The sequence below is a fragment of the Mycobacterium sp. genome, assembly GCF_049281135.1.
Lineage (GTDB): Bacteria > Actinomycetota > Actinomycetes > Mycobacteriales > Mycobacteriaceae > Mycobacterium.
On record NZ_JBAPRN010000418.1, the window covers coordinates 1 to 22,226 of the forward strand.

The following is a 22,226-nucleotide window of genomic DNA, read 5'->3' on the forward strand; positions in this document are numbered from 1 at the left end:
ATCTGGGACCAGATGACCCGCGCTCAGCGCATCGAGCTGTCCCGGCAGGAGCTGGTCAACACGCTGTCGGCCGGCATCTGGTTCGAGAACATCTTGAATCAGGCGCTGCTGCGCAAGATCATGCACACCGACCCCACCAGTCGGTCCACCCATTACGCGCTGACTGAACTGGGCGACGAGACCCGGCACATGGTGATGTTCGGCAAGGCCATCGAGCGGGTCGGCGCACGGCCGGTGCGCCCCCGGCTCCACCACCGGATGATCATCAACACGCTGCCGTTCTTCTTTCGCGGATCGGTGCTCTGGGTGGCCGCGCTGATCGGCGAGGAGATCTTCGACTCGCTGCAGCGGCAGATGATGGATGACCCCGAACTCCAGCCAATCATTCAGCGGCTCATGCGGATTCACGTCACCGAAGAGGCCCGTCATATCCAGTTCGCACGGGACGGCCTTCGCAAGCGATCACCGAATATGCGCCGGCCGGAGCGATGGTTCGTCGGCAACGTCAACGGACTGGGTGGCTGGTTCTTCCGCTACCTGTTCACCAACCAAGTCCAATACGCGCGGGCGGGCCTGAACGCGCGGGAGGCCCGCAGGATCGCGCGCAACAGCGCGCACCACCACGAAGTCCAAGTGGCTGGGTTCGCGCCGCTCGCCGCGTTCTTGTCCGAGGTCGGGTTGATGGGCCCGCTCGCGCGTCGCGGCTGGGCGCGCACCAAATTCCTGTGACCGAACGCGTCCACGGCGTCGTCCTCGTCGGTGACGGCAACGCTGCCACCGAGCTGCTGGCGGCTGGCATCAACGACTTCGTGATCTTCGATCGCGAGGTGACCCGCGCGGTGTTCGACGACGCCACCGATACCTGGACGCTGACCGCCGACGACGGCGAATCCTGTCGCGGCCGCATCGTGGTCACTTGCGAGTCGCCGTTCGTACCGTGGATACCGGATCTGCTCGGCCGCAGGGACTTTCGCGGGCCCGCCATCCACGCTTCGATGCCCGAGACCGATTTCGACCCGGCCGGCCGGCGCATTGCCGTGATCGGGTCCGATGCCAGGGCCGGTGAACTGATTGACCTGACGGCCCGTTCGGCAGCGACGGTCACGGTCTTCCCGCTTGCCCCGCGCCGCGGCGTCCCGCGGTTGCGTCGCACCGCGCGTTTCACCCGTCGCCGGCGCATTCAGGTGATCACGTCGCCGATCGACGAAGTTACCTCCGTCGGTATCCGCACCGCCGACGGCGTGCACCACGATGCCGACGTCATCGTCTACGGCACCGGCTTTGCCGTGCGCGCCGGACTCTCGCAGGACACCCTGGTCGGCGCCCGCGGCGTGACCATCCACCAGGCCTGGGTCGACGGCGCCGAGCCCTACCTGGGGGTTGCGCTGCACGGGTTTCCGAACTACTTCATGGTCAGCGGGCCCGACCTCGGGGCGGCGATGCGCTACGTCCTCGAATGCCTGCAGCTGATGGGACGGCACAGCCGCATCGAAGTGCGGCGCAGCGCGCAACGCGTGTTCGACGAGCGGGTCCACCTGCGCCAACCCTCCCGCAGCCTGGACGTCTCGGCGTTCGACATCTCGTCGTTCGGCGGTGCAGACGAGGAGATGTACGAAGGACCGGCAACCCTGACCACCGGCGATACCTGCGCGCAGGTGCGGGTGGCGCTGGCCGGTCATGTCGAACCCATCGACGGTCAATACCACTGGCAGGGAACGGTTTTCGATCGTTTGCCGACGGAGCTGGTGCGTGCCCGAATCATGACCCTGACGGTCGGCGAACACAGCGCGCCGGCGCGCATCACCGAAGAAACACCGCAGGGCACCCACTCGATCGCCGGAGTGGGCGCGCCGCCGTTTCCGCTGCAGACCTTTCAGCTCAGCTAGCCGACGCATCATCGATTCGACACTGCGCAGTCCGCGCGGTCCTAGTATTTGGTCGGTATTGAAAGCCACCCGACGACAGGAGACGGCGTGCGGTTCAGCTACGCGGAGGCGATGACGGACCCGACGTTCTACATTCCGCTGGCCAAAGCCGCGGAAGCCGCTGGCTACGCCAGCATGACGATTGCCGACAGCGTCGCCTACCCGTTCGAGTCGGATTCGAAATATCCGTACACCCCCGACGGCAACCGTGAGTTCCTGGACGGCAAGGCGTTCATCGAGACATTCGTGCTGACCGCCGCCCTGGGTGCCGTCACGTCGACGCTGCGATTCAACTTCTTCGTCCTCAAGCTGCCGATCCGCCCGCCGGCTTTGGTGGCCAAGCAGGCCGGCTCGCTGGCGGCACTGATCGGCAACCGGGTCGGACTCGGGGTCGGCACCAGTCCGTGGCCCGAGGACTACGAGCTGATGGGTGTCCCATTCGCCAAGCGCGGCAAGCGGATTGACGAGTGCATCGAGATCATCCGCGGCCTGACCACCGGCGATTACTTCGAATTCCACGGCGAGTTTTACGACATACCCAAGACGAAGATGACTCCCGCTCCAACACAACCGATTCCGATCTTGATCGGCGGCCACGCCGACGCGGCGCTGCGTCGCGCGGCCCGTGCCGACGGCTGGATGCACGGCGGGGGCGATCCCGAAGAACTCGACCGCCTCATCGGGCGGCTCAAGCAACTTCGCGAGGAGGAAGGCAAGACCGGACCGTTCGAGATCCACGTGATCTCGGCGGACGGCTTCACCCTCGACGGCATCAAGCGTCTGGAAGACAAAGGCGTCACCGACGCCATCGTGGGGTTCCGGGTTCCTTACATCATGGGAACCGACACCGAGCCGCTGGACACCAAGATCCGCAACCTGGAGAGGTTCGCCGAGAAAGTGATCGCGAAAGCCTAACGCCTACAGCGAATCCCACACCGGTGCGCGCTTCTCCTGATGCGCCTTTGCGGCCTCCAGCGGGTTGTTGGTGAACCCGGTCAGAATCTGGGTGCGGTTCTCGATCTCGATGGCGTGCCGCAGGCTTGGCGCGTCCAGCGCGGTGTTGAGCCCGATCTTGGTCTGCCATACGCCGAAGGCGTTGTTCTCGACGATCGAGCGGGCCATCTTGAGCGCCGCGGTCAGCAACTCGTCAGGCGGCACTACCTCATGCACCAGCTTGATCCGGTAGGCCTCGTCTGCGTCGATGATGCGTCCAGTCAACATCAACTCCCGCGCCACCCCGGCGCCGACGATCTTCGGCAACAGATAGCTGGTGCCCATGTCCATCGACGAGAAACCTGCCTTGATGAACACCGAACCGAATCGGGCTTGCTCCGAAGCGATCCGGATGTCGGAATGCAGCGCGAACGCCAGCCCACCACCGACCGCGACGCCGTTGACCGCGGCAATCACCGGTATCGGTAACTCGTAGAGCCGGGTGTAGAGATTGGCCAGCCGAACCTGCGCATCGTAGTTGATCTTGAACGCCGGAGTGTGTGGCGCGTTGTTCGTCCAGGCCTGCCCGGTACCGCTCAGATCCGCACCAGCGCAAAACCCGCGCCCCGCGCCGGTCAGGATCGCGGCGCGGAATTCGCCACTGCTCAGCGCGTCCAACGCGTTGTCCATCTCATTGATCAACGACCCGTCGATGGCATTGAGCCGATCGGGCCGATTCAACGTGACGGCGGCGATGTTGTCTTCGAGCGTTTCGAACTCCACGGCACTCATATGCCAACCGTAAGGGAACCCTCAGCGTCAGCACCTAGCGTTGTGGAAAACGCGGAGTCGGAGGAGTGTGCATGGCGAGAACTGACCGCGACACCTGGGATTTGGCGAGCAGTGTCGGCGCCACCGCCACCATGGTGGCGGCAGCCCGCGCCGCGGCCACTCGGCGGCCCAACCCGGTGATCAACGACCCATTTGCCGAGCCGCTTGTCCGCGCGGTCGGGCTGAACTTCTTCAGCAAAGTTGCTTCGGGTGAACTTGAATTCGTCGACGTCGACGACGGCGCCGGGTTCCCTCGGATGGTCGACACATTCGCTGCCCGGGCCCGCTTCTTCGACGACTACTTCGTCGACGCCACTGCCGCAGGAGTACGCCAGGTGGTGATCGTGGCGTCCGGACTCGACGCGCGCGCGTATCGGCTTTCCTGGCCGGCCGGAACCACGATCTATGAGATCGATCAGCCCGGGGTCATCGATTTCAAGACCACCACGCTGTCCGGACTCGGCGCGGCGGCGGGAGCCGAGCACCATCCGGTCGGCATCGACCTTCGCGAGGATTGGCCGGTGGCTCTGCGGGATGCGGGCTTCGACGCCGGCCAACCGACGGCGTGGCTGGCCGAAGGCGTGTTGCTCGGATTCCTGCCGCAGGAGGCCGAGGTGCGATTGCTCGACAGCATCATTGCGCTCAGCGCCGCGGGCAGCAGATTCGCCGGAGATTACGGATCGGTGCGCGGCCAGACCGGCAAACAAGAACGGCAAGCCCGGATCATGACCGAGCGCTGGCACGAACACGGCTTGGACCTGCACATACCCGACCTGACCTATCCAGGCGAGCACACCGACGTCGCTGCGTACCTCCAGCAGCACGGCTGGGACACCGTCAGGTCGGAACTCGGCGACCTGTTCACCTCGGCGGGGCTGGCGCCTTTGGGTGACGAGTCGCAAGGAAGCGCGCCTGCGTCGATCGGATTCGTGCGGGCAACGCGGCGCACAGCGAATTGAGGTCGCAGCTTCATCAGCTCAACAAACCAGTTTCAGCGTGGGCGACGTGGGAATCCTGACGCCATTAGAACGTCGCTTGATGGAGGTGCGCGGTGCCAAACTCGTCGATCAAGAACGAGAAGATGTACGAAGACTTGCGCAAGGAAGGCAACTCGAAGGAAAAGGCCGCGCGGATCTCCAATGCCGCAGCGGCCCGCGGCAAGAAAGCGGTCGGCCGCAAGGGCGGAGAGGCCGGCTCCTACGACGACTGGTCGGTCGCTGACCTGAAAAAGCGGGCCAAAGAGCTCGGCGTGACCGGCTACTCAGGGCTCACCAAAGACAAGTTGGTTGCCAAGCTGCGCAATCACTGATTGACGGCCAGCCGACTACCCGTGTTTGGCCAGCCACTCGGCCTGCATGGCCAGCAACCCCATCACGGGCAATTGCGGCGTGTCCGAGTCGAGTTCGCGATAGCGGGTGTAGACGTTGATGACGGCGCGTTCAGCATCCAGCCAGCTCGCGTACTCACCGAGATCGAGGGTGTCGGCCGCCTCCACAAATGACAGACCTTGGCGGTACGCGGCTTCGGCTTGCTCGACAATGTGGACGAGATACCCACGCACGGCGCGTATTCCGTCCGCGTCGGTGATCGGGCCGTGGCCAGGCACCACCGTCGGCGCATCCAGCGCAATCATCGCGTCGCAGGCCGCGACCCAATTGGCGATCGGACCCGCCCAGACGATCGGGGTGCAACCGATGAACAGCAGATCCCCGGCGAACAGCACCCCGGCGTCGGGCACGTGCACCACCGAGTCCGCGGCGGTATGCGCCGGCCCCAGATTCAGCAGCTCCACAGTCCGGCCGCCAACCTCGACCGTGAGCCGGTCATCGAACGTCTGGTCGGCGTTACGCAGTGTGATGCCGCCGAAATCAAACGGCCCGAACCGTTCTCGCAGGTATGGGGTAGCGACTGGCCCCAGGTCGGCGGTCTGCGCCATCACCAGCATCTCGGGTGCCATCCCGTGCTCGATCTCCTCGGCGGTGCCCGTGGCGGCGATCACCCGCACCGAGGTATCCAGCAATTGGTTGCCATGTGTGTGGTCGCCGTTGGAATGGGTGATCAGCGCGTCGGTGATCGGCGCCCGGTCGGTGATGGGCGCCATCGCGGCCAGCATCTCTCGGGTCAACGGCAGGTCGAACAGCGTGTCCACCAACAACGACGCCCCATTACCGGCGACCAGGCCCGCGTTGCTCCAGCCGAAGCCGCCGTCCGGCAGCATCCAGGCCCACACTCGGTCGCCGACCTCATGCAATCCACGGGTGTAGGGAATCTTCGCCGGTGCCGGATTCACCCGCGTGGCCGCAGGCGCGGCATCGGGATTGGGCCGGGCCGGTAGTGGTTGCGGCGCAGGGGTTTCCCGCACCGTCTGGCGCGTCTGGCCGAGGCCCTCCACACGCAACGTGACGACGTCGCCGTCGTGCAGCCAGCCGCGAAAAGACTCCGGCGCCGTCGGGTCGAGGTGTTCGACCAGCGTGCAGGTCGGCACCGTTCCGGAGCCGAAAACATCGCCCGGATTGAGCATGACGCCGCGCGAGGCATAGGAGATGATCTCGGCGAAGCTCCAATCCATCTGCGCGGTGGATCCCGAACCGATCACCTGGTCGTTGACCAGCGCGGTCGCGTACAGACTCAACATGCCGTCGCGGCGGTAGGGCTCGAGTTCGTCGGGTGTCACCAGATACGGGCCCAGTGTGACGCCGCTGTCCTTGCCCTTGGCCTGGCCGATCGCCAGTTGGCCTTCCAGCTGCTGCAAGTCACGTGCGGACCAGTCGTTGAAGATCATGTACCCGACGATCGACTGTTCGGCGTCGGCGACGGAGAGATCTTTGCCCGCGGTACCGATCACCGCAGCGATCTCCAATTCGAAGTCCTGCCAAACACTTCCGGGTGCCATCGGGGCGTCGTCGTGAGGGCCGAGAACGGTTGACGGGCAGGCGAAATAGAAGGCCGGGATCCGGTACCAGGTGTCCTTGAGCACCCGCCCGCCGCCCATCGCAGCCTGGCAGTTGCGCATGTGGTCGAGGAAGCAGAGCGAGTCGCGGATCGAGGGCGGTCGCGGAATGGGCGCCATCAACGTCACCTGATTGAGCGGCACGGTGGACGCCGACCGGAGGGCCTCCTCCCCCGCTTCGGTCAGTGCGCCGCGCCCAATCAGCTCGAGCAGGCTCACGCCCGGGGGCAGTGGATGGATCACGTTGCCGGCCAGCACGCCGGTCCGCTCGCCAGTGTCATCACGAAATGTAAGCCACCGCATCGAGATACCGTATTCGACTATGACCGTCACCGTCGCCGAAATCGAGGTCGCCGACGCGTCGGATGCCTGGAAGCGAGCCGGGTTCAGCGTGGACTCCGACGACGTATGCCGCGTCGGCGGCGTCGACATCCGGCTGACTGGGCCCGTCCGCGGCTCTGGCATCGTCGGATGGTCGTTGCGCGGTCTGCCGGGCAACTCGGCCGATGACCTGGACGGCATCCCGACGACGAGGTCCGATGCGGTCGTCTCGATGCCGGCTCTGCACCCGAACGGCGTCACCGACATAGACCACGTCGTGCTGCTGTCACCTGACCTGCGCCGAACGGTCGAATCGCTGACCACTATCGGTGTCGAACCGCGCCGGGAACGCGACGCCCAACTCGGTGGACGATCAATGCGTCAGGTCTTCTTTCGGGCCGGCGAGGTGATCATCGAAGTCGTCGGTCCGACCGAGACTGCGAGCGAGGGTCCATCCACGCTGTGGGGGATCACCTACGTCGTCGCGGACATCGACGCGACCGCCGCCTACTTCGGTGATCGCACGGCGCCGGTCAAGGATGCGGTGCAACCCGGACGCCGGATCACGACGCTCCGGCATCAGGAGCTCGGTATCTCGGTCCCATCCGCGATGATCTCGGCGCACATTCGCGATCTCTGACGCGTGTTGTGAAGGCGACTGATTGATACTCTGCATATTCTCTCCGGATGGTCGCTAGCGAAGACGTCGTGATCATCCACACCGACGGCGGGTGCCGACCGAACCCCGGCCCAGGCGGCTGGGGAGCGGTGCTGCGCCAGCGTCAGCACGTCCGCGAGATGTGTGGCGGCGATGCCGGCGAGACAAGCAACAACCGGATGGAATTGACCGCGCCGATCATGGCGCTGGAGGCACTCACCCGACCCGTGACGGTGCACCTCTACACCGACAGCAGCTATGTCCGGAACGGCATCACCAAGTGGGTGCTCGGCTGGGAGCGCAACGGCTGGAAGACCGCCGCGAAGCAGCCGGTGAAGAACGTCGACCTCTGGCAGCGGCTTCAGCTGGCCTGCTCGCGGCATCAGGTCGAGTGGTTCTGGGTGAAAGGGCACTCGGGAGTCGCCGACAACGAGTTGGCCGACGAGCTGGCGACCCGGGGCCTGCTGGAAGCGATCGACGCCTATTCCCGGACTACCTCGCCGGGCTCTTTGTCGGGCCGCAGCCCACGCCAGCTCGGTTGACGCAGCCGGTCGTCAGATGTCCATTCGCTGTAGCGAACTTCGCCGACCAATATCGGCTTCACGAACGTCACGCCCTTGGCGTCTTGAGTAGAAAGCTTTGCGTTGAACGGGGATTCGTCGGTGTGCAGCGGCGCCAGCGTCGTCTTCAAGTTCGCCAGGTCGCGTTCGGTGAAGCCGGTGCCGACCCGCCCGACGAATCGCAGCCCATCGTCCGCGGGAACACCCATCAACAGCGAGCCGATCCCGCTGCTGCGCCCACCCTCGCCGGCCCGCCAGCCGCCGATGACGATTTCCTGGGTATTCCAGTACTTGTCCTTGACCCAGGACGCGGAGCGACGGCCAGGCTGATAGCTCGAGTCGCGCTTCTTGGCGATGACGCCTTCCCACTGTTGCTTTCGCGAATAGTCAAGCGCCTCGGCTCCATCTCCGTTCAGCAAGTCCGGAACGTTCAGGCTGCCTCCGGAAGCAAGTGTTTCCAGCAACTTTCGCCGGTCGCGGTATTTGGCCCGCAACAGCGAGCGCCCGTCCAGGTAAAGCAGGTCGAATGCCCGAAACTCGATTCGAGTCGCGCGCGCCCTGTTCTGCATTTCGGAGAATCTGGGCACTCCGGATGCGTCGAGTGCGACGACCTCCCCGTCCAGCACGACATGGTGGTCAGTGAGTTCATCGGCAAGAGAGTCTAATTGGGGGAATTCGTTGGTGATGTCACGTCCACTGCGCGATCGCAACCGCACTTCGCCGTGGTCCGCCTCGACCAGCAGCCGATAGCCGTCCCACTTGGCTTCGAACGCCCACTGCGAGGCTTTCAGGTCCGCTACCGAACCATGAGTGGCCAGCATCGGGGCCAGCCCGTCGAAGTCGAAGACGTGCTGGTCTTTCATCCGGTGCGCCAGCCATTGATCGCCGTTGGTCTGAATCAGCGCGTAGCGTCCTGAGATTCGTTGGCCGTGCAGCGTAACGATGACCTCACCCTTCTCACCGTTATCGCGGAACTTCTCGGTGTCGTAGGTGCCGGAGTCCCAGATGATCACCTTGCCGCCGCCGTACTCCCCCTTCGGAATCGTGCCCTCGAAGCCGCCGTATTCCAGTGGATGGTCTTCGGTGTGGACCGCCAGGTGGTTGACCGCGGTGGTCTCGGGCAGATTCTTCGGCACGGCCCACGACACCAGGACGCCGTCGCGTTCGAGCCGGAAGTCGTAATGCAGTCGGCGAGCGTGATGCTCCTGGATGACGAAGGTATTGCCGCGGCCGGTAGCCGGTTTGCTACTGGGTACCGGCTCGGGTGTTCTCGCCGCGTCGCGCATGCTGCGGTATTTGGTCAGCCGATCGGCAGTCCGCACGTCGGCGTCCAACGGCGCCAGCAGATCTCCGTCCCGCTCGACCCGCTTGAGCACTTCGTCGTAGCGAAGCTGGCGCAGCGTGGAGTCGAGTTCCTCCCAGCTTCGAGGCGCCGCGACGGTCGGATACTCGCGTCCCCGCAGCGAATACGGCGCGATAGTGGTCTTCGAGCCGCTGTTCTGACTCCAGTCCACGAACACCTTGCCGGCCCGGAGGCTCTTGGTCATCGTGGCGGTGACCAGCTTGGGCATCGACGTTTCCAGTTGCTGGGCAACGCGTTTGGCCAACACCACGGCACCGCGGCTGCTCACCGGTTTGTCCAGCGGACTGTAGAGGTGCATCCCCTTGCGACCGCTGGTCAGCGGGAACGTGGTCAGCCCGATGTCGGCGATCAAATCACGGACCGCGCGGGCCACCTCGGCGAGTTGCGCCATCGTCACGCCCTCGCCTGGGTCGAGGTCGAACACCAGGCGGGTGGCCGGGCCCGGCTTGAGCTGCTCGCCCTTACGCGTCCACTCGGCGACGAAACGCCATTGCGGCACATGCACTTCCAACGCGGCTTGCTGGGCGATCCAGGCCAAACCGTCGACGCTGTCGATGATCGGGTAGGTCGTCGTGCCGGATCGGTGCGTGATGCCGGCGCGTGGCAGCCATTCCGGCGCCGAAGCGGCAAGCTGCTTTTCGAAAAACGAGGACTGCGCCACTCCGTTGGGCCATCGCTTACGAGTGGCCGCCCGCCCGGCGATGTGCGGCACCATCACGTCGGAAACACGGACGTAATAATCGAAGATGTCGGCTTTGGTGGTTCCGGTAGCCGGATACAACACCTTGTCGGCGTTGGTCAACTTCACCCGGGGCGCCATGATGTCAACCTACGCTGCCGATAAACACGCCTCACCACCTCTTTTGGTGGGCGTCAGCGCCATTCGTGACTGGGGTCACCGTGACATAACCCACTAAGCGTTTATGCGGGCCTGACCAGGGGGCACGCCCGCGGAATGCGAAAAGTAATTCCTTGGCGGCCAAGCGCCGGAGTTCCGCTCAGTAATAACACCCTTCGACTGCACTCCCAGCGAATCGACGTGCCAACTTACGATCGGTCTACCCTGCAACGCGGCGTTGTACACATCGGTGCAGGCAACTTTCATCGTGCGCATCAAGCCGTCTACTTCGATGACCTCGCCGGCTCAGGCATCTCCAACCAGTGGGGGGTAACTGGCGTCAGCCTGCGCTCCCGCGACGTCAAGGACGTGTTGTCGGCCCAGGACGGGCTCTACACCGTCGTGGAGCGCGGTCACGAGGGCGAGACGGCGCGGGTGGTCGGATCGATCGGCTCCATCCACTACGCGCCGAACGACGGTGCGGCGGTCCGTGCCGCGCTGGCCGACCCCCGCACCCGCATCGTCAGCCTGACCATCACCGGCAATGGGTACTTCCTCGATCCGGTCACCCGCGAGTTCGACGCCAGCCACGCCGACGTGCGGGCGGACCTCATCAACGACTCGGGCAGCTATGTCACGGCGTGGGGGTACCTGACCGAGGCGCTGGATTTGCGTCGTCGTGCCGGCACCGCACCGTTTACGGTGATGTGCTGCGACAACATCCCCGACAACACTGCGGCGGCGCGGACCGCGCTGGTGTCGTTTGCCGCGTTGAAGGACCCGGGGCTGGCCCGCTGGATCGATGCCTACGTCGCGTTCCCGTCGACCATGGTGGACCGGATCACCCCCCAGACGTCGGCGTCGGAGCGGGAATTCGTCCAGCAGGAATTCGGGATCGACGACAAGTGGCCGGTGCTTACCGAGCCGTACTGCCAATGGGTCATCGAGGACAGCTTCAGCGACGGCCGCCCGCCGCTGGACGAAGTCGGCGCCCAGTTCGTTGCCGATGTCAGCGACCACAAGTTGGTGAAGACCCGTCTGCTCAACGGGACTCATATCGCGATGTCATGTCTGGCCATTCTGGCCGGCTACCAGCGCACCGACGAGGCAATGGGTGATGAGGTCATCTTCGATTACGTCGAGCAGCTCATGCGCGACGAGATCCAGCCGCTGCTGCCCGCGGTACCCGGGATGAACACTCCCGAATATCGCGAGACGCTGCTCTCGCGGCTCAGCAATCCCCAAATGAGCGACCAGTTGTCACGATTGGCCCGCCGGGGATCGGAGAAGATCGCGTCGTTCCTGTTGCCGTCTCTGCATGAGGCGATCGAGCAGGACCGACCGCACACCCTGCTGATGGTCGCCCTCGCCGGGTGGGCCAGGTATCTGCGCGGCGACGACCTGGAGGGCAACCCTCTTCGCGTCGATGACCCGAAGAAGGAGTTGCTGACCAAGTTGGCGACGATGGACGGCAACAATCCTGACCCGCTCCTGCGCCACGAGATCTTTGCCGAAGTTCGGGAAGTTCCTGGATTTGTGGACCGTCTGCGCGAGATGATTACCGACATCGACGAGCGCGGTGTGATCGCTGCGCTGCGCCAGGCGTTGGGCGACAACGAACGGGAGCTGATGGTGTCATGAACCAGCCCCTCGAGTTTGTGCGTCCATTCGACCCCGCGCTCATCACCACGTTGCTGTTGGACGCCGATGACAACCTGTTTCCCTCCGAGGCACCGGCATTCGACGCCTCGGCCGAGGTGACCACTCGCTTCCTGGCCAGATTCGGCGTCTCGTCGCCGCTGAGCGGCGATGAGCTGCGTAAGAAAGCCGTCGGCAAGAACTTCCGCAGCACCGCCACCGATTTGGCCGTACTGGGCAAAGTCCCGTTCGAGAAGGCGCTCGCCGATGGGCGTCCCGACGCTGTCGCAGCCTCCGATAGAGACGTGGCCGACGGTAACGCGTTGACCGCGGATGAGCTCGAGCGGTGGGTGCGCGAAGAGCGCGAGCATGTCACCGCTCATCTGGCCGTCACGCTGAAGCCGGATCCCGAGGTGCTCGAGCCATTGCAGGCTCTGGCATCTCGGTACGCGATGGCAGCGGTCAGCTCCAGTGCCCTCGCGCGGCTGAAGGCCTCGTTCACCGCGGCCGGCCTCGATCCGCTCATCCCATCGGAACTGCGCTTCAGCGCTGAAGATTCGCTGCCGGTGCCGACGAGCAAGCCCGACCCGGCGGTCTATATGCAGGCCGGCCGGGTGCTCGGGGTCGAAGCTCATCAGGGCCTGGCCGTGGAGGACTCGGTGCCCGGTGTCAAATCCGCGGTTGCGGCCGGTTACCTCGCCATCGGAAACGTCATGTTCGTGCCGGCTGACGAAAGACCCCATCGCACTGCGGAATTGATCGATGCCGGTGCCGTTGCGATCACCGATTCGTGGCGCGCCCTGGCCGATGCCCTGATGTTGTCGACCGTGACAGGTGGAGGTTCCCGCTGACATAGGCATCGTCATTGACACAATGACGATACGGGCCTCGACCCGGAAGGAGTTGTGCAATCGTGCCTGAAGCAATGGATCTCAATAACTCAACGCTGAAAAACCTGCCCATAGATGCGCCGACATATGACCGCGGCAGCGTCACCGTCGGCATCGCGCACATCGGAGCCGGCCACTTCCATCGAGCGCATCAGGCCGCGTACATCAACCTGCTGCTGCAGCACGGCGTGGCGCATGAGTGGGGCATCTGCGGTGTGGGGGTGATGCCCGCCGACTGGACCATGCGCGACGTACTAAACGATCAGGACGGTCTCTACACGCTGATCCTGGAAAACCCCGACGGCACCCGGGATGCACAAGTGATCGGCTCGATCATCGACTACCGGTACGCGCCCGATGATCCGGAGTCAGCGCTGGAGGTGCTTGGTGCGCCGTCCACTCGGATCATTTCGCTGACCATCACCGAGGGCGGATACCGCGATCCCGACGGGCCCGCGTTCTCGTTGATCAGCGAGGCACTAGCCAGGCGTCGCGACCGAGGTATCCCCGCGCCGACGATCGTGTCCTGCGACAACATCGAGAACAACGGTGAAGTCGCAGGGCGGACCGTGCTCGCCAACGCCGAACGCCGGGATCCCCGGCTGGCCGAGTGGGTGGCCGAACACGTCCGGTTTCCGAGTTCGATGGTCGACCGCATAACCCCGGCAACGACTTTGGAGATGGCCGCGGAAGTGCGGCGTGACTTCGGCGTGAACGACCGGTGGCCGGTAGTGGCCGAGCCGTTCACCGCCTGGGTCCTCGAAGACGACTTCGCCGATGGACGGCCGCCACTGGAAAAGGCGGGCGTGCTGGTGGTCGACGATGTCCGCCCGTACGAGTTGATGAAACTGCGAATGCTCAACGCGGGACACCAGTGCCTGTGCTACTTCGCCCATCTCTGCGGCTTCGAGTTCGTCCACGAAGCCGCGCAGGATCCGTTGTTCGCCAAGTACCTGCTTACCTACTTCGACACCGAGGCCATCCCCACACTTCCGCCGGTGCCGGGGATCGACCTGCACGCGTACGGGCGCACGCTGGTCGAGCGATTCGCCAACCCGGCGGTGCGCGATACCGTTGCGCGGCTATGCGCCTACTCGTCTGACCGCATCCCGAAATGGCTGTTCCCCGTCATCTGCGACAACCTCGCCAACAACGGGCCAGTTCAGATGGCGTCCGCGGCGGTGGCCAGCTGGGCCCGCTACGCCGAGGGCGTTGACGAGTGGGGCGAACCATACGAGGTGCTCGACCAGCTGGCGGATTCGCTGGTTCCGATCGCCCGGTCACAGCACGAGAACGCCAACGCGTTCATCGAGATCACCGCGGTATTCGCGGACCTGTCCCACCAGCATCGTTTCGTCGATGCGTACCGCTGGGCGCTGGATTCGTTGCATCGCAAGGGAGCTCGCGCGACACTCGAGGAATTGGTGCAATGAGTCGCGGGCTGGTGATCGGCGAATCGCTGATCGACATCGTGCCGGAAGCGGGACAGGTCACCGGCGAGCACGTCGGCGGCAGCCCGCTCAACGTTGCGGTCGGCCTGGCCCGACTCGGCCGTGCCATCGACTTTCTCACCCACATCGCCGACGACCCGTATGGGCGACGCATCGCCGAGTACATCAATGCCGCAGGGGCGCGGATTGTTTCGGGAAGTCAGGATGCTGATCGGACCACTACCGCGCGGCTGACTTTCGACGCAAACGGGTCGGCCAATTATGTGTTCGATCTCGACTGGCAGCTTTCCGGTACGCCGATGGTGGCACCACCGCTTTTCCTGCACACCGGATCGATTGCCGCGGTGCAAGACCCGGGGTGTCTGGCCGTCGCGGCTCTTGTGGACACCTACCGGGTTTCTGCCACCGTCACCTTCGATCCCAACGTGCGGCCGTCGCTGATCGCGGATCGTGACCTGGCGATCGCACGCATCGAGCACCTCGTCGAGCGCAGCGACATCGTGAAAGTCAGCGAAGAGGACCTGCGCTGGATCGACCCCAACCGGTCGCCCGAGCAGATCGCGCGGATCTGGCAGTCGCTGGGGCCGGCGATCGTGGTGGTGACGATGGCCGACCAGGGAGCAGCGGCGGTGTGCGCGGGCGGTGAAGTGCGGGTGTCAGCCCGACGCGTGCGGGTGGTCGACACCGTAGGCGCCGGTGACGCATTCATGGTCGGCTTGATCGACGCGCTCTGGGAGCAAGGGCGGTTGGGTGCCGGGCACCGAGCCTCGCTCACCGGAATAGACCTGGATGCGCTGACCGGCGTGCTCGAGGCGGCCAGTGGCGTTTCGGCGCTGACTCTCACTCGTTCGGGCGCTGACCTGCCGGATCGGAATGCATTGGACGCAGCCGCACACCAGCCTGGCTGAACCGGTATAGCGGTGGCGGCCCCCAGCTAACGTTACGGTCAGCAAAGGGGTCGTGATGCGCAGTGGGTGGGTCGGACGAATCGGCACAGCCGCGGCCGACACCAACGAAATCGCGCTGCAGAAGCGTCTCGCAGTTGTGCTGTGCGCGGGGACCTTACCGCTCACGACGCTGTGGAGCGTCGTCTATCTGCTGATGGACGCCCCAGCGGCCGCTGTCGCACCGGCGTTCTACACAGTTTTCACTCTGGCGAACACAGCTTTGTTCGCCTGGACGCGCAATCTCGAGTTCTATCGCTTCACTCAACTGCTCGTGATCCTGATCTTGCCGTGGCTGGTGACGATCGCGTTGGGCGGATTTCAGCAGTCCAGCGCAGTGATCGTCTGGGCGGCGCTCTGCCCGTTGGGCTCGCTGTTGCTCGAAAAACCCAGGCGGACGCTGCTGTGGATCGTCGGCTTCGTCGCGCTGCTGCCCATTACGGCACTCCTGCAGCCGCACCTGTCGCCGGCGCACCTACCCGACGCGTTCGTGACATGGTTCTTCGTACTCAACCTCGGAACGGTGATCGCGGTCGTGTTCGGGCTGCTGTATTACTTCGTTCGGCGCCGCGACTTCTTCCAAGAGAGCTCGGAGATGCTGCTCCTCAACATCCTGCCGAAGGAGATCTCCGAAGCCCTCAAGACCGAACCCCGCGCGATCGCCGCCCACTACGACGAGGCCAGCATCTTGTTCGCCGACATCGTCGGATTCACCCCGATGGCGGCGACCATGCTGCCGCTCACGCTGGTGGACCTGCTCAACGAGGTATTCGAGTGCTTCGACGAGCTTGTCGACAAGTACGAGCTGGAGAAGATCAAGACGATCGGCGACTGTTACATGGTCGCCGCAGGCGTGCCGCGCCCTCGGGTGGATCACGCTGAGGCGTTGGTCAACTTCGCAGTAGATATGCAGGCCGAGATCGGCAAGCGGACGTTCGGTGGCCGAAGGCTCGCCTTCCGCATCGGCATCAACTCCGGCCCGGTGGTCGCGGGCGTCATCGGCCGCCGAAAATTCATCTACGACCTGTGGGGTGAGACGGTCAATATGGCAAGCCGGATGGAATCGCACGGCACCAGCGGCGTCATCCAAATCACGCGCAGGACCTTCGACCTTGTCAGCGAACATTTCGATTGCCAGGCTCGCGGGCCAATTGAGGTCAAAGGCGTCGGTCGGGTCGAAACCTGGTATGTAACCGGCAGGACGACGACGCATCGTGGTTAACGGCTTACCCGCCTAGCAGGATGGGCATACTGTCACTATGCGTTCCATCTGGAAGGGCTCGATCTCTTTCGGGCTGGTCAACGTCCCGGTCAAGGTGTACAGCGCGACCGAAGACCACGACATCAAGTTTCATCAAGTGCATGCCAAGGACAACGGCCGCATCCGGTACAAGCGTGTGTGCGAGGTAGACGGCGAAGTCGTCGAGTATCGCGACATCGCACGCGCCTACGAATCCGACGACGGCCAGATGGTGATCATCACCGACGACGACATCGCGACATTGCCCGAAGAGCGCAGCCGCGAAATCGAAGTGCTGGAGTTCGTCCCGGCCAGCGAGCTCGACCCGATGATGTACGACCGCAGCTATTTCCTGGAGCCTGACGGCAAGTCGACGAAATCCTATGTACTGCTGGCGAAGACGCTGGCAGAGACCGACCGGGTGGCGATCGTGCATTTCGCGCTGCGCAACAAGACCCGCCTTGCGGCCTTGCGGGTCAAGGACTTCAGCAAGCGCGAGGTCATGGTGATCCACACGCTGTTATGGCCCGACGAGATCCGCGACCCCGACTTCCCGGTGCTGGATAAGAAAGTCGAAGTCAAACCCGCCGAGCTCAAGATGGCCGGACAAGTGGTCGAATCGATGGCCGACGATTTCAACCCCGATCGGTATCACGACGACTACCAGGAGCAGCTGCACGAGTTGGTGCAGGCCAAACTCGAAGGCGGAGAAGCGTTCACCACCGAAGAGCAGCCCAAGGAACTCGACGAGACCGAAGATGTCTCGGACCTGTTGGCCAAGCTGGAAGCCAGCGTAAAAGCGCGCTCCGGCGGCAACAAGGCGCCGGCGAAAAAGGCTCCGGCGAAAAAGGCGGCCATCAAGAAGACTCCCGCGAAAAAGACCGCCGCGAAAAAAACTCCTGCCAAAAAGGCAGCTGCGAAGAAAGCTCCAGCCAAGGCGGGCTCTAAGTCCTAACCCGTGAGTGGAGCTTCAGAGTCGGATAAGGAGATTGCTCATGACTGAGTCCACCAAAGCCCGTACAGCGGGACCGCCGATCCCCGAGTCGCAAAATCCTGACCGAGACTACCCCCAGGTGGTAAGCCAACGCGGCCTCATTGAGCCCGCACCAAAGCGAGTACGCGGCTACTTCGACGGGACACTCGTATTCGACACGACTCGCGCGCACTATGTCTGGGAGATCGCCTACTACCCGCAGTATTACATTCCGGTGAGTGATGTCCACACCGAACATCTGCTCGACGAGAACCACGTCCAGGAATTGCAGCTCGGCTCCTCGCGGCTGTTTTCGTTGACGTCGCGCGAAAAGACCCACAAGTCGGCTGCCCGGCTGTACGACTCGGGTCCGGTCGCAGGCAGCGTCCGGTTCGAGTTTGACGCACTCAATTGGTTCGAGGAGGACGAGCCGATCATCGGGCACCCGCGGAGCCCCTACGTCCGTGTCGACGCGCTGCGTTCGCACCGCCACATCAGGGTCGAACTTGACGGGGTGGTGCTGGCCGAGACACACAGCCCGGTACTGCTTTTCGAGACAGGCCTGCCCACCCGGTACTACATCGACCGCACCGACGTCGCATTCGACCACTTGGACGCAACTAACACTCGGACCGTATGCCCGTATAAAGGAATCACGTCGCAGTATTGGGCAGTCAGAATCGGCGACGCGGTATATCCCGATCTCGCCTGGACCTATGATTATCCGCTACGCGAGGTCGCACCCATCGCCGGAACGATCGCGTTTTACAACGAGAAGCTCGACATCTTCGTCGACGACACCCGCCTCGCCCGGCCGTCCACCCATTTCAACTAACGGCGGGAGCAGCTCAGATGGCGCACTCGGTGCAGGAATGCGCCTTCACCGCCTGGCGCAGGATGATTCCGTGCAACTGGGGTCAACAGGTGCCGGCCGGCAGTAGTGCCGCGGCCATCACCTTCACGAACTGAGAATTGCTCATCTGCGAAGTGTGCGCCGCCGGGCGACCTCGGCACATGGGGAAATCTCCATTTCCGCAGCAGGGGCGCGTGATCCGGAGGTATCGTCCGATTTCAGTGCGGCTGGATCCGAGCCGCGTGCAGGGGGAGCTCGGCATGGGTCGTATTCACACAACAGGACTCACAATCGCGGCGGCCGCCACGATGTTCATCGGCGCGGCGCCGGCCGCCCACGCTGACCCGCCGATCTGCGGCAGCCCGGACAGGCCATGCGCCGGGCCGAGTCCTCTGACGCCGGAACAGCAGTGCGCGTTCACCGCGTGGCGCACGATGATGCCCTGCAACTGGCTGGGCCAGCAGGTACCCCAGGGCACACCAGGAAGCTGGGGCTAAGCGGAATCTATTGGCCCCCCAACCTTTTGGAGCATTCAATGGCGCCGTCGACCAGCTACCGACTTCTTCAGATCGCGCTCGCTTTCTTCGGCACGGTGATGTTGCTGCTCTACCCACTGGCCGTGGTGTGGCCGTCAGGATGGGCATGGCACCACGGCGCCCCCTACCAGTCCGACTACTTCATGATGATCGTCGGGCTGTACGCGACGCTGGGTCTCTTCCTCTGGAACGCGGCGCGGCACCCGGAGAACTACGTCAGCCTGATCTGGTTCACAGTGTGGTCGAGCGTGGTGCACGCAGCGGTCATGGCGGTGCAGTCATTGCACGGCAAGCACCACATGGGGCACCTGTGGGGAGACGTCCCGGCCCTGCTACTGGCCGCCGCGGTGTTGGCGGTCCTGCTCCGGTCGTCGGGAATCGCGCGAGCCGAAGGCCGTTCGCCGCGCAAAGTGCCCTGATCTCAACTAGCGTTACTGCATGGAAGTCCGATGTACCGCCCGCTGCGCGGTGGCGTTGTCGGCCGTCGCGGTGTTCTGCGCGGCGCCGGCGTCGGCCGACGCTGCCGATGACGCGGTAGTCGCGGCCCTGGCGAAACGCAACATCGTGATCAACGACGGTAATCGCGACGCGATGCTCGCCGAGGCTCACATGGTGTGCGACGGACTCGACAAGCATTACAAAACGAGCACTTTGGCGATGAAGTTGGTGGGCGACACCGATCTCAACTTCAGCCAATCCAGCTTCTTCATCGGGGTTGCGGTAGCGGCCTACTGCCCGCAGTACAAGGGGCACTCCGGCTCCCCTGCCGGCTGGCTGAACCCCGGTCCGCCGTTGATGTAAGTACGGCTAGAACGGCGGCTCGTCAGACGACGCGCGGGCGTAGCCGAAGGCACGCTGCCGGGTCAGCCTTTCGTTGTGATTCTGATTGCGCTCGGCGGCAATTCGTTGCGATCGCTGTTGCGCCCTGGTGCGTTGCCGGGTCGGCATCATCGCTGTGCGTTCACTGCAACGGATGTCAGGGGCCTGCGGGGCGTCGGGCAGGTCGCCGGTAGGCGCCGTGAGCGCTGGGAACAGGACCGCGCTCCCGGGACTGGTGACGTAGACCTGACCCGACGGCAGCGTCCAGATCACGGTTCCATCGGCCAGCTGTCTGTCGCGCCAGCCCCAGAAAGTCTTGAGCAAGTGATGTTTTCGACACAGTGCCTTCAGGTTGGACGGATGCGTCAAGCCGCCGTCGGCGTAGGGGACGGTGTGGTCGATGTCGCAGTGAACTGCCGCCTCGTCGCATCCAGGAGCCCGGCAGGTCAAATCCCGGCACCGCACAAAATTGGCCAAGCCGGGCGACGGCGTGTATCGCGTTTCGACCGCAGTCGGAAAGGTCAACGGCAGCAGCGTCGCCGACTTGGCCAGCTCCGCGACGACCTGTGGCGGTATCAGCTCGTCCACCCCGCCCATGTACCCCGGCGTGGTTCCGGTGCCGTCGACGCCGGCCCGGTCGGCAACCACATGAATGACTACATTGCGATCGCGCAGGCGGCCGCGCACCTCGACGCAGCCCGAATCTCCGCAGGTGCACGCCATCCGGTCGGCACCTGCGACCAACGCGCTCAACGCATCAGCCCGTCGCTGCGCCTTGGTTCGCGGATCAGCCTCACACACCGTGCCCGCGAGCTCATCCAGCCGACGATCGAGCGCGATGGCAGCGCTGGCGAATACGTTGCCGTAGACCTCGGCGACGCCCGATAGCGACTGCGACACATTGAGATAGCGGTCCTTGACCTCTTTGTTAGTCCGACGAATCGCGTCTCGGTCGACCCGCAGAACAATGGTGTCGACTCGCATAGTCAGCCTGCCACGCGTCAACGACGGCCAGCGTGGGGCTCGTAGCGCCAGCTGCTCGTCGACAGCAGCGAGTGCCTGCTCGTCGGTGATCAGCGCGGTGCGATGAGCGATCACGTTGAACATGGCGTAGTTGATGTCGCCGGCCGCCAGGCACACCCCTACTTTGGGACGGCGCTCGCGCATCACCTCGGCATCGCTCATGTACCTCGAGGCCAAGGCGCGGCTGATCCGAAGAGCTGCAGCCAATTCCGCGGAGATCGCATCCCACACGTCGGCGACCCACTCCGCGCGCTCACCATGCTGGCGGTAACGCAATTGCATCAGATCAGCGACCACGTTCAGTCGCCGCGCCGTGGCTTGTGCTTCTGCTCGCGCCGCGTCACAGGCCTGCTCGATCAACGTATACGACTCGCCCGCCGAAGTAAGCTCCGTCGGTTCGAACATACACTCGATCATACTGTCCGGTCCGACAACTTCTCGCCGCCTGGGCAAAACATGCCGGCTATTTCGCTAGCCCGGCCCCTGCGCTCACTCACCAACGTTCGGGATCATTGGCATGTTCGGCCAAGGGGTCGTGCCAGGCGGACACTGGAACCATTGAAACTGCGGAAGGACACAGGCTTTTCCTTCCATAACGTGGTTGCCCCTGGTGCCGTAGTCGTGGCAGACGGACGTGTCCCAAGCCGGGTAGATGGGAACCGGCTTCATTCCGCCACTCGGGTCTGGTACCGCCCCCATGATCGGGGGATCTCCAGGACACCAGTAAAACGGTTTGGCGTTGGCTGTGCCCGTGGCCAGCCCCAAACTGGCCACCGCGGCGGCCGAGAACAATCCCCCAGCAATGAGCTTCTTCAGGGTCCCAACGTTGTGCACCGCGGCGTCCTTTCTCGTCGTTCGTCCGAAAAGTAGGCGCGACCGCTAGTCGGATTCTTAACGGACAAACTAGAACGTGTTTCAGAAATGGGGTTCCGCGGCCGCATGCGCCTTGTTACGGTGACGCCCGTGATCCTCGACAAATTCAGACTCGACGACCAAGTCGCCGTCGTCACCGGTGGCGGCCGCGGCCTTGGCGCAGCCATCGCGCTGGCGTTCGCCGAGGTCGGCGCCGACGTCGTCATCGCCTCCCGCACCCAATCCGAACTAGAGGCCGTTGCCGAAAAGGTCCGCGCCGCGGGCCGGCGCGCCCACATCGTCACCGCTGATCTGGCCCAGCCCGAGGTCACCGCCGAACTGGCCGCACAGGCCGTCGAGGCGTTCGGACGGCTGGACATCGTCGTGAACAACGTCGGCGGCACCATGCCCAATGGGCTGCTGACCACCTCAACGAAGGATCTCAAGAGCGCGTTCACTTTCAACGTCGCCACCGCCCACGCGTTGACCATCGCCGCGGCGCCGCTGATGCTCGAGCACTCCGGCGGCGGCAGCATCATCAACATCACCTCGACGATGGGGCGGGTGGCCGGCCGCGGGTTCGCCGCCTACGGCACTGCCAAAGCTGCACTCGCCCACTACACCCGGC

Annotated in this window: 22 protein-coding genes; 17 read left to right on the forward strand and 5 right to left on the reverse strand. The window is 64.2% G+C overall.

Translation table 11 applies throughout. The annotated features are described in order from the left end of the window. The 3 genes from WAN02_RS17010 to WAN02_RS17020 all read left to right on the forward strand — a co-directional run. On the forward strand, positions 1-729 hold a 729-nt coding region (locus WAN02_RS17010; protein ID WP_422265391.1), incomplete at its 5' end, for an AurF N-oxygenase family protein. After that, positions 726-1,886, forward strand: coding sequence for a DUF4873 domain-containing protein (locus WAN02_RS17015; protein WP_422265392.1), 1,161 nt, complete (start codon positions 726-728; stop codon positions 1,884-1,886). The genes WAN02_RS17010 and WAN02_RS17015, both read left to right, overlap by 4 nt. 87 nt (positions 1,887-1,973) lie before the next feature. Beyond that, positions 1,974-2,840 carry a TIGR03619 family F420-dependent LLM class oxidoreductase gene (locus tag WAN02_RS17020; RefSeq protein ID WP_422265393.1) on the forward strand — a complete coding sequence of 289 codons (867 nt, stop codon included), beginning with the start codon at positions 1,974-1,976 and terminating at the stop codon, positions 2,838-2,840. A 3-nt stretch (positions 2,841-2,843) separates the two neighbouring features. On the opposite strand, the gene WAN02_RS17025 is transcribed toward WAN02_RS17020, so the two are convergent. After that, on the reverse strand, positions 2,844-3,641 hold the full coding sequence (locus WAN02_RS17025) for an enoyl-CoA hydratase/isomerase family protein (RefSeq protein WP_422265416.1): 798 nt from the start codon (positions 3,639-3,641) through the stop codon (positions 2,844-2,846). An 80-nt stretch (positions 3,642-3,721) separates the two neighbouring features. On the opposite strand from WAN02_RS17025, the gene WAN02_RS17030 reads away from it, so the two are divergent. Both WAN02_RS17030 and WAN02_RS17035 read left to right on the forward strand, forming a co-directional pair. Beyond that, positions 3,722-4,648: an SAM-dependent methyltransferase gene (locus tag WAN02_RS17030; protein WP_422265394.1), complete on the forward strand. Its 927-nt coding sequence runs from the start codon at positions 3,722-3,724 to the stop codon at positions 4,646-4,648. 92 nt (positions 4,649-4,740) lie between these two features. Beyond that, positions 4,741-4,998 (forward strand): DUF7218 family protein, encoded by a 258-nt coding sequence (locus WAN02_RS17035; protein WP_422265395.1) that lies wholly within the window; start codon positions 4,741-4,743, stop codon positions 4,996-4,998. A gap of 15 nt (positions 4,999-5,013) precedes the next feature. Here WAN02_RS17035 and WAN02_RS17040 read toward each other — a convergent pair whose 3' ends face one another. After that, complete coding sequence (locus tag WAN02_RS17040; protein ID WP_422265397.1) at positions 5,014-6,942, reverse strand: fumarylacetoacetate hydrolase family protein; 1,929 nt, start codon at positions 6,940-6,942, stop codon at positions 5,014-5,016. 19 nt (positions 6,943-6,961) lie between these two features. Between WAN02_RS17040 and WAN02_RS17045 the strand changes: the two genes are divergently transcribed. After that, positions 6,962-7,600, forward strand: a complete 639-nt coding sequence (locus tag WAN02_RS17045) for a VOC family protein (RefSeq protein ID WP_422265398.1) — start codon at positions 6,962-6,964, stop codon at positions 7,598-7,600. Between the two features lie 47 nt (positions 7,601-7,647). Next, a complete protein-coding gene (gene rnhA / locus WAN02_RS17050; RefSeq protein WP_422265399.1) occupies positions 7,648-8,160 on the forward strand; it encodes a ribonuclease HI in 513 nt (170 codons plus the stop codon). On the opposite strand, the gene WAN02_RS17055 is transcribed toward rnhA, so the two are convergent. Continuing rightward, positions 8,100-10,361, reverse strand: a complete 2,262-nt coding sequence (locus WAN02_RS17055; RefSeq protein ID WP_422265400.1) for an ATP-dependent DNA ligase — start codon at positions 10,359-10,361, stop codon at positions 8,100-8,102. The two genes, rnhA and WAN02_RS17055, sit on opposite strands and share 61 nt — an antisense overlap. A gap of 135 nt (positions 10,362-10,496) precedes the next feature. On the opposite strand from WAN02_RS17055, the gene WAN02_RS17060 reads away from it, so the two are divergent. The 7 genes from WAN02_RS17060 (at position 10,497) to WAN02_RS17090 (ending at position 18,350) form a co-directional block, all read left to right on the forward strand. Further along, a complete protein-coding gene (locus WAN02_RS17060; protein WP_422265401.1) occupies positions 10,497-12,020 on the forward strand; it encodes a mannitol dehydrogenase family protein in 1,524 nt (507 codons plus the stop codon). Beyond that, the gene (locus WAN02_RS17065) at positions 12,017-12,868 is read left to right on the forward strand and encodes an HAD family hydrolase (RefSeq protein ID WP_422265402.1); all 852 of its coding nucleotides are present in this window, start codon (positions 12,017-12,019) and stop codon (positions 12,866-12,868) included. Before WAN02_RS17060 ends, WAN02_RS17065 begins: the two co-directional genes overlap by 4 nt. Before the next feature lie 74 nt (positions 12,869-12,942). Beyond that, on the forward strand, positions 12,943-14,340 hold the full coding sequence (locus WAN02_RS17070) for a mannitol dehydrogenase family protein (protein WP_422265417.1): 1,398 nt from the start codon (positions 12,943-12,945) through the stop codon (positions 14,338-14,340). After that, positions 14,337-15,266 (forward strand): carbohydrate kinase family protein, encoded by a 930-nt coding sequence (locus tag WAN02_RS17075; RefSeq protein WP_422265403.1) that lies wholly within the window; start codon positions 14,337-14,339, stop codon positions 15,264-15,266. Before WAN02_RS17070 ends, WAN02_RS17075 begins: the two co-directional genes overlap by 4 nt. A 55-nt stretch (positions 15,267-15,321) precedes the next feature. Next, on the forward strand, positions 15,322-16,524 hold the full coding sequence (locus WAN02_RS17080) for an adenylate/guanylate cyclase domain-containing protein (protein WP_422265405.1): 1,203 nt from the start codon (positions 15,322-15,324) through the stop codon (positions 16,522-16,524). 37 nt (positions 16,525-16,561) lie between these two features. Then, the gene (locus tag WAN02_RS17085; protein ID WP_422265406.1) at positions 16,562-17,497 is read left to right on the forward strand and encodes a Ku protein; all 936 of its coding nucleotides are present in this window, start codon (positions 16,562-16,564) and stop codon (positions 17,495-17,497) included. Positions 17,498-17,537: 40 nt separating this feature from the next. After that, a complete protein-coding gene (locus WAN02_RS17090) occupies positions 17,538-18,350 on the forward strand; it encodes a DUF427 domain-containing protein (protein WP_422265408.1) in 813 nt (270 codons plus the stop codon). A 289-nt stretch (positions 18,351-18,639) separates the two neighbouring features. Here WAN02_RS17090 and WAN02_RS17095 read toward each other — a convergent pair whose 3' ends face one another. Continuing rightward, positions 18,640-18,846, reverse strand: coding sequence for a hypothetical protein (locus tag WAN02_RS17095; protein WP_422265409.1), 207 nt, complete (start codon positions 18,844-18,846; stop codon positions 18,640-18,642). A gap of 57 nt (positions 18,847-18,903) precedes the next feature. On the opposite strand from WAN02_RS17095, the gene WAN02_RS17100 reads away from it, so the two are divergent. After that, positions 18,904-19,323 carry a DUF6632 domain-containing protein gene (locus WAN02_RS17100; protein WP_422265410.1) on the forward strand — a complete coding sequence of 140 codons (420 nt, stop codon included), beginning with the start codon at positions 18,904-18,906 and terminating at the stop codon, positions 19,321-19,323. A gap of 19 nt (positions 19,324-19,342) precedes the next feature. After that, the gene (locus WAN02_RS17105) at positions 19,343-19,705 is read left to right on the forward strand and encodes a DUF732 domain-containing protein (RefSeq protein ID WP_422265411.1); all 363 of its coding nucleotides are present in this window, start codon (positions 19,343-19,345) and stop codon (positions 19,703-19,705) included. Positions 19,706-19,711: 6 nt separating this feature from the next. Here WAN02_RS17105 and WAN02_RS17110 read toward each other — a convergent pair whose 3' ends face one another. After that, a complete protein-coding gene (locus WAN02_RS17110; RefSeq protein ID WP_422265412.1) occupies positions 19,712-21,151 on the reverse strand; it encodes an HNH endonuclease signature motif containing protein in 1,440 nt (479 codons plus the stop codon). 558 nt (positions 21,152-21,709) lie between these two features. Here WAN02_RS17110 and WAN02_RS17115 point away from each other — a divergent pair. Further along, the coding region (locus WAN02_RS17115; protein WP_422265414.1) for an SDR family NAD(P)-dependent oxidoreductase at positions 21,710-22,226 on the forward strand (517 nt) is incomplete at its 3' end.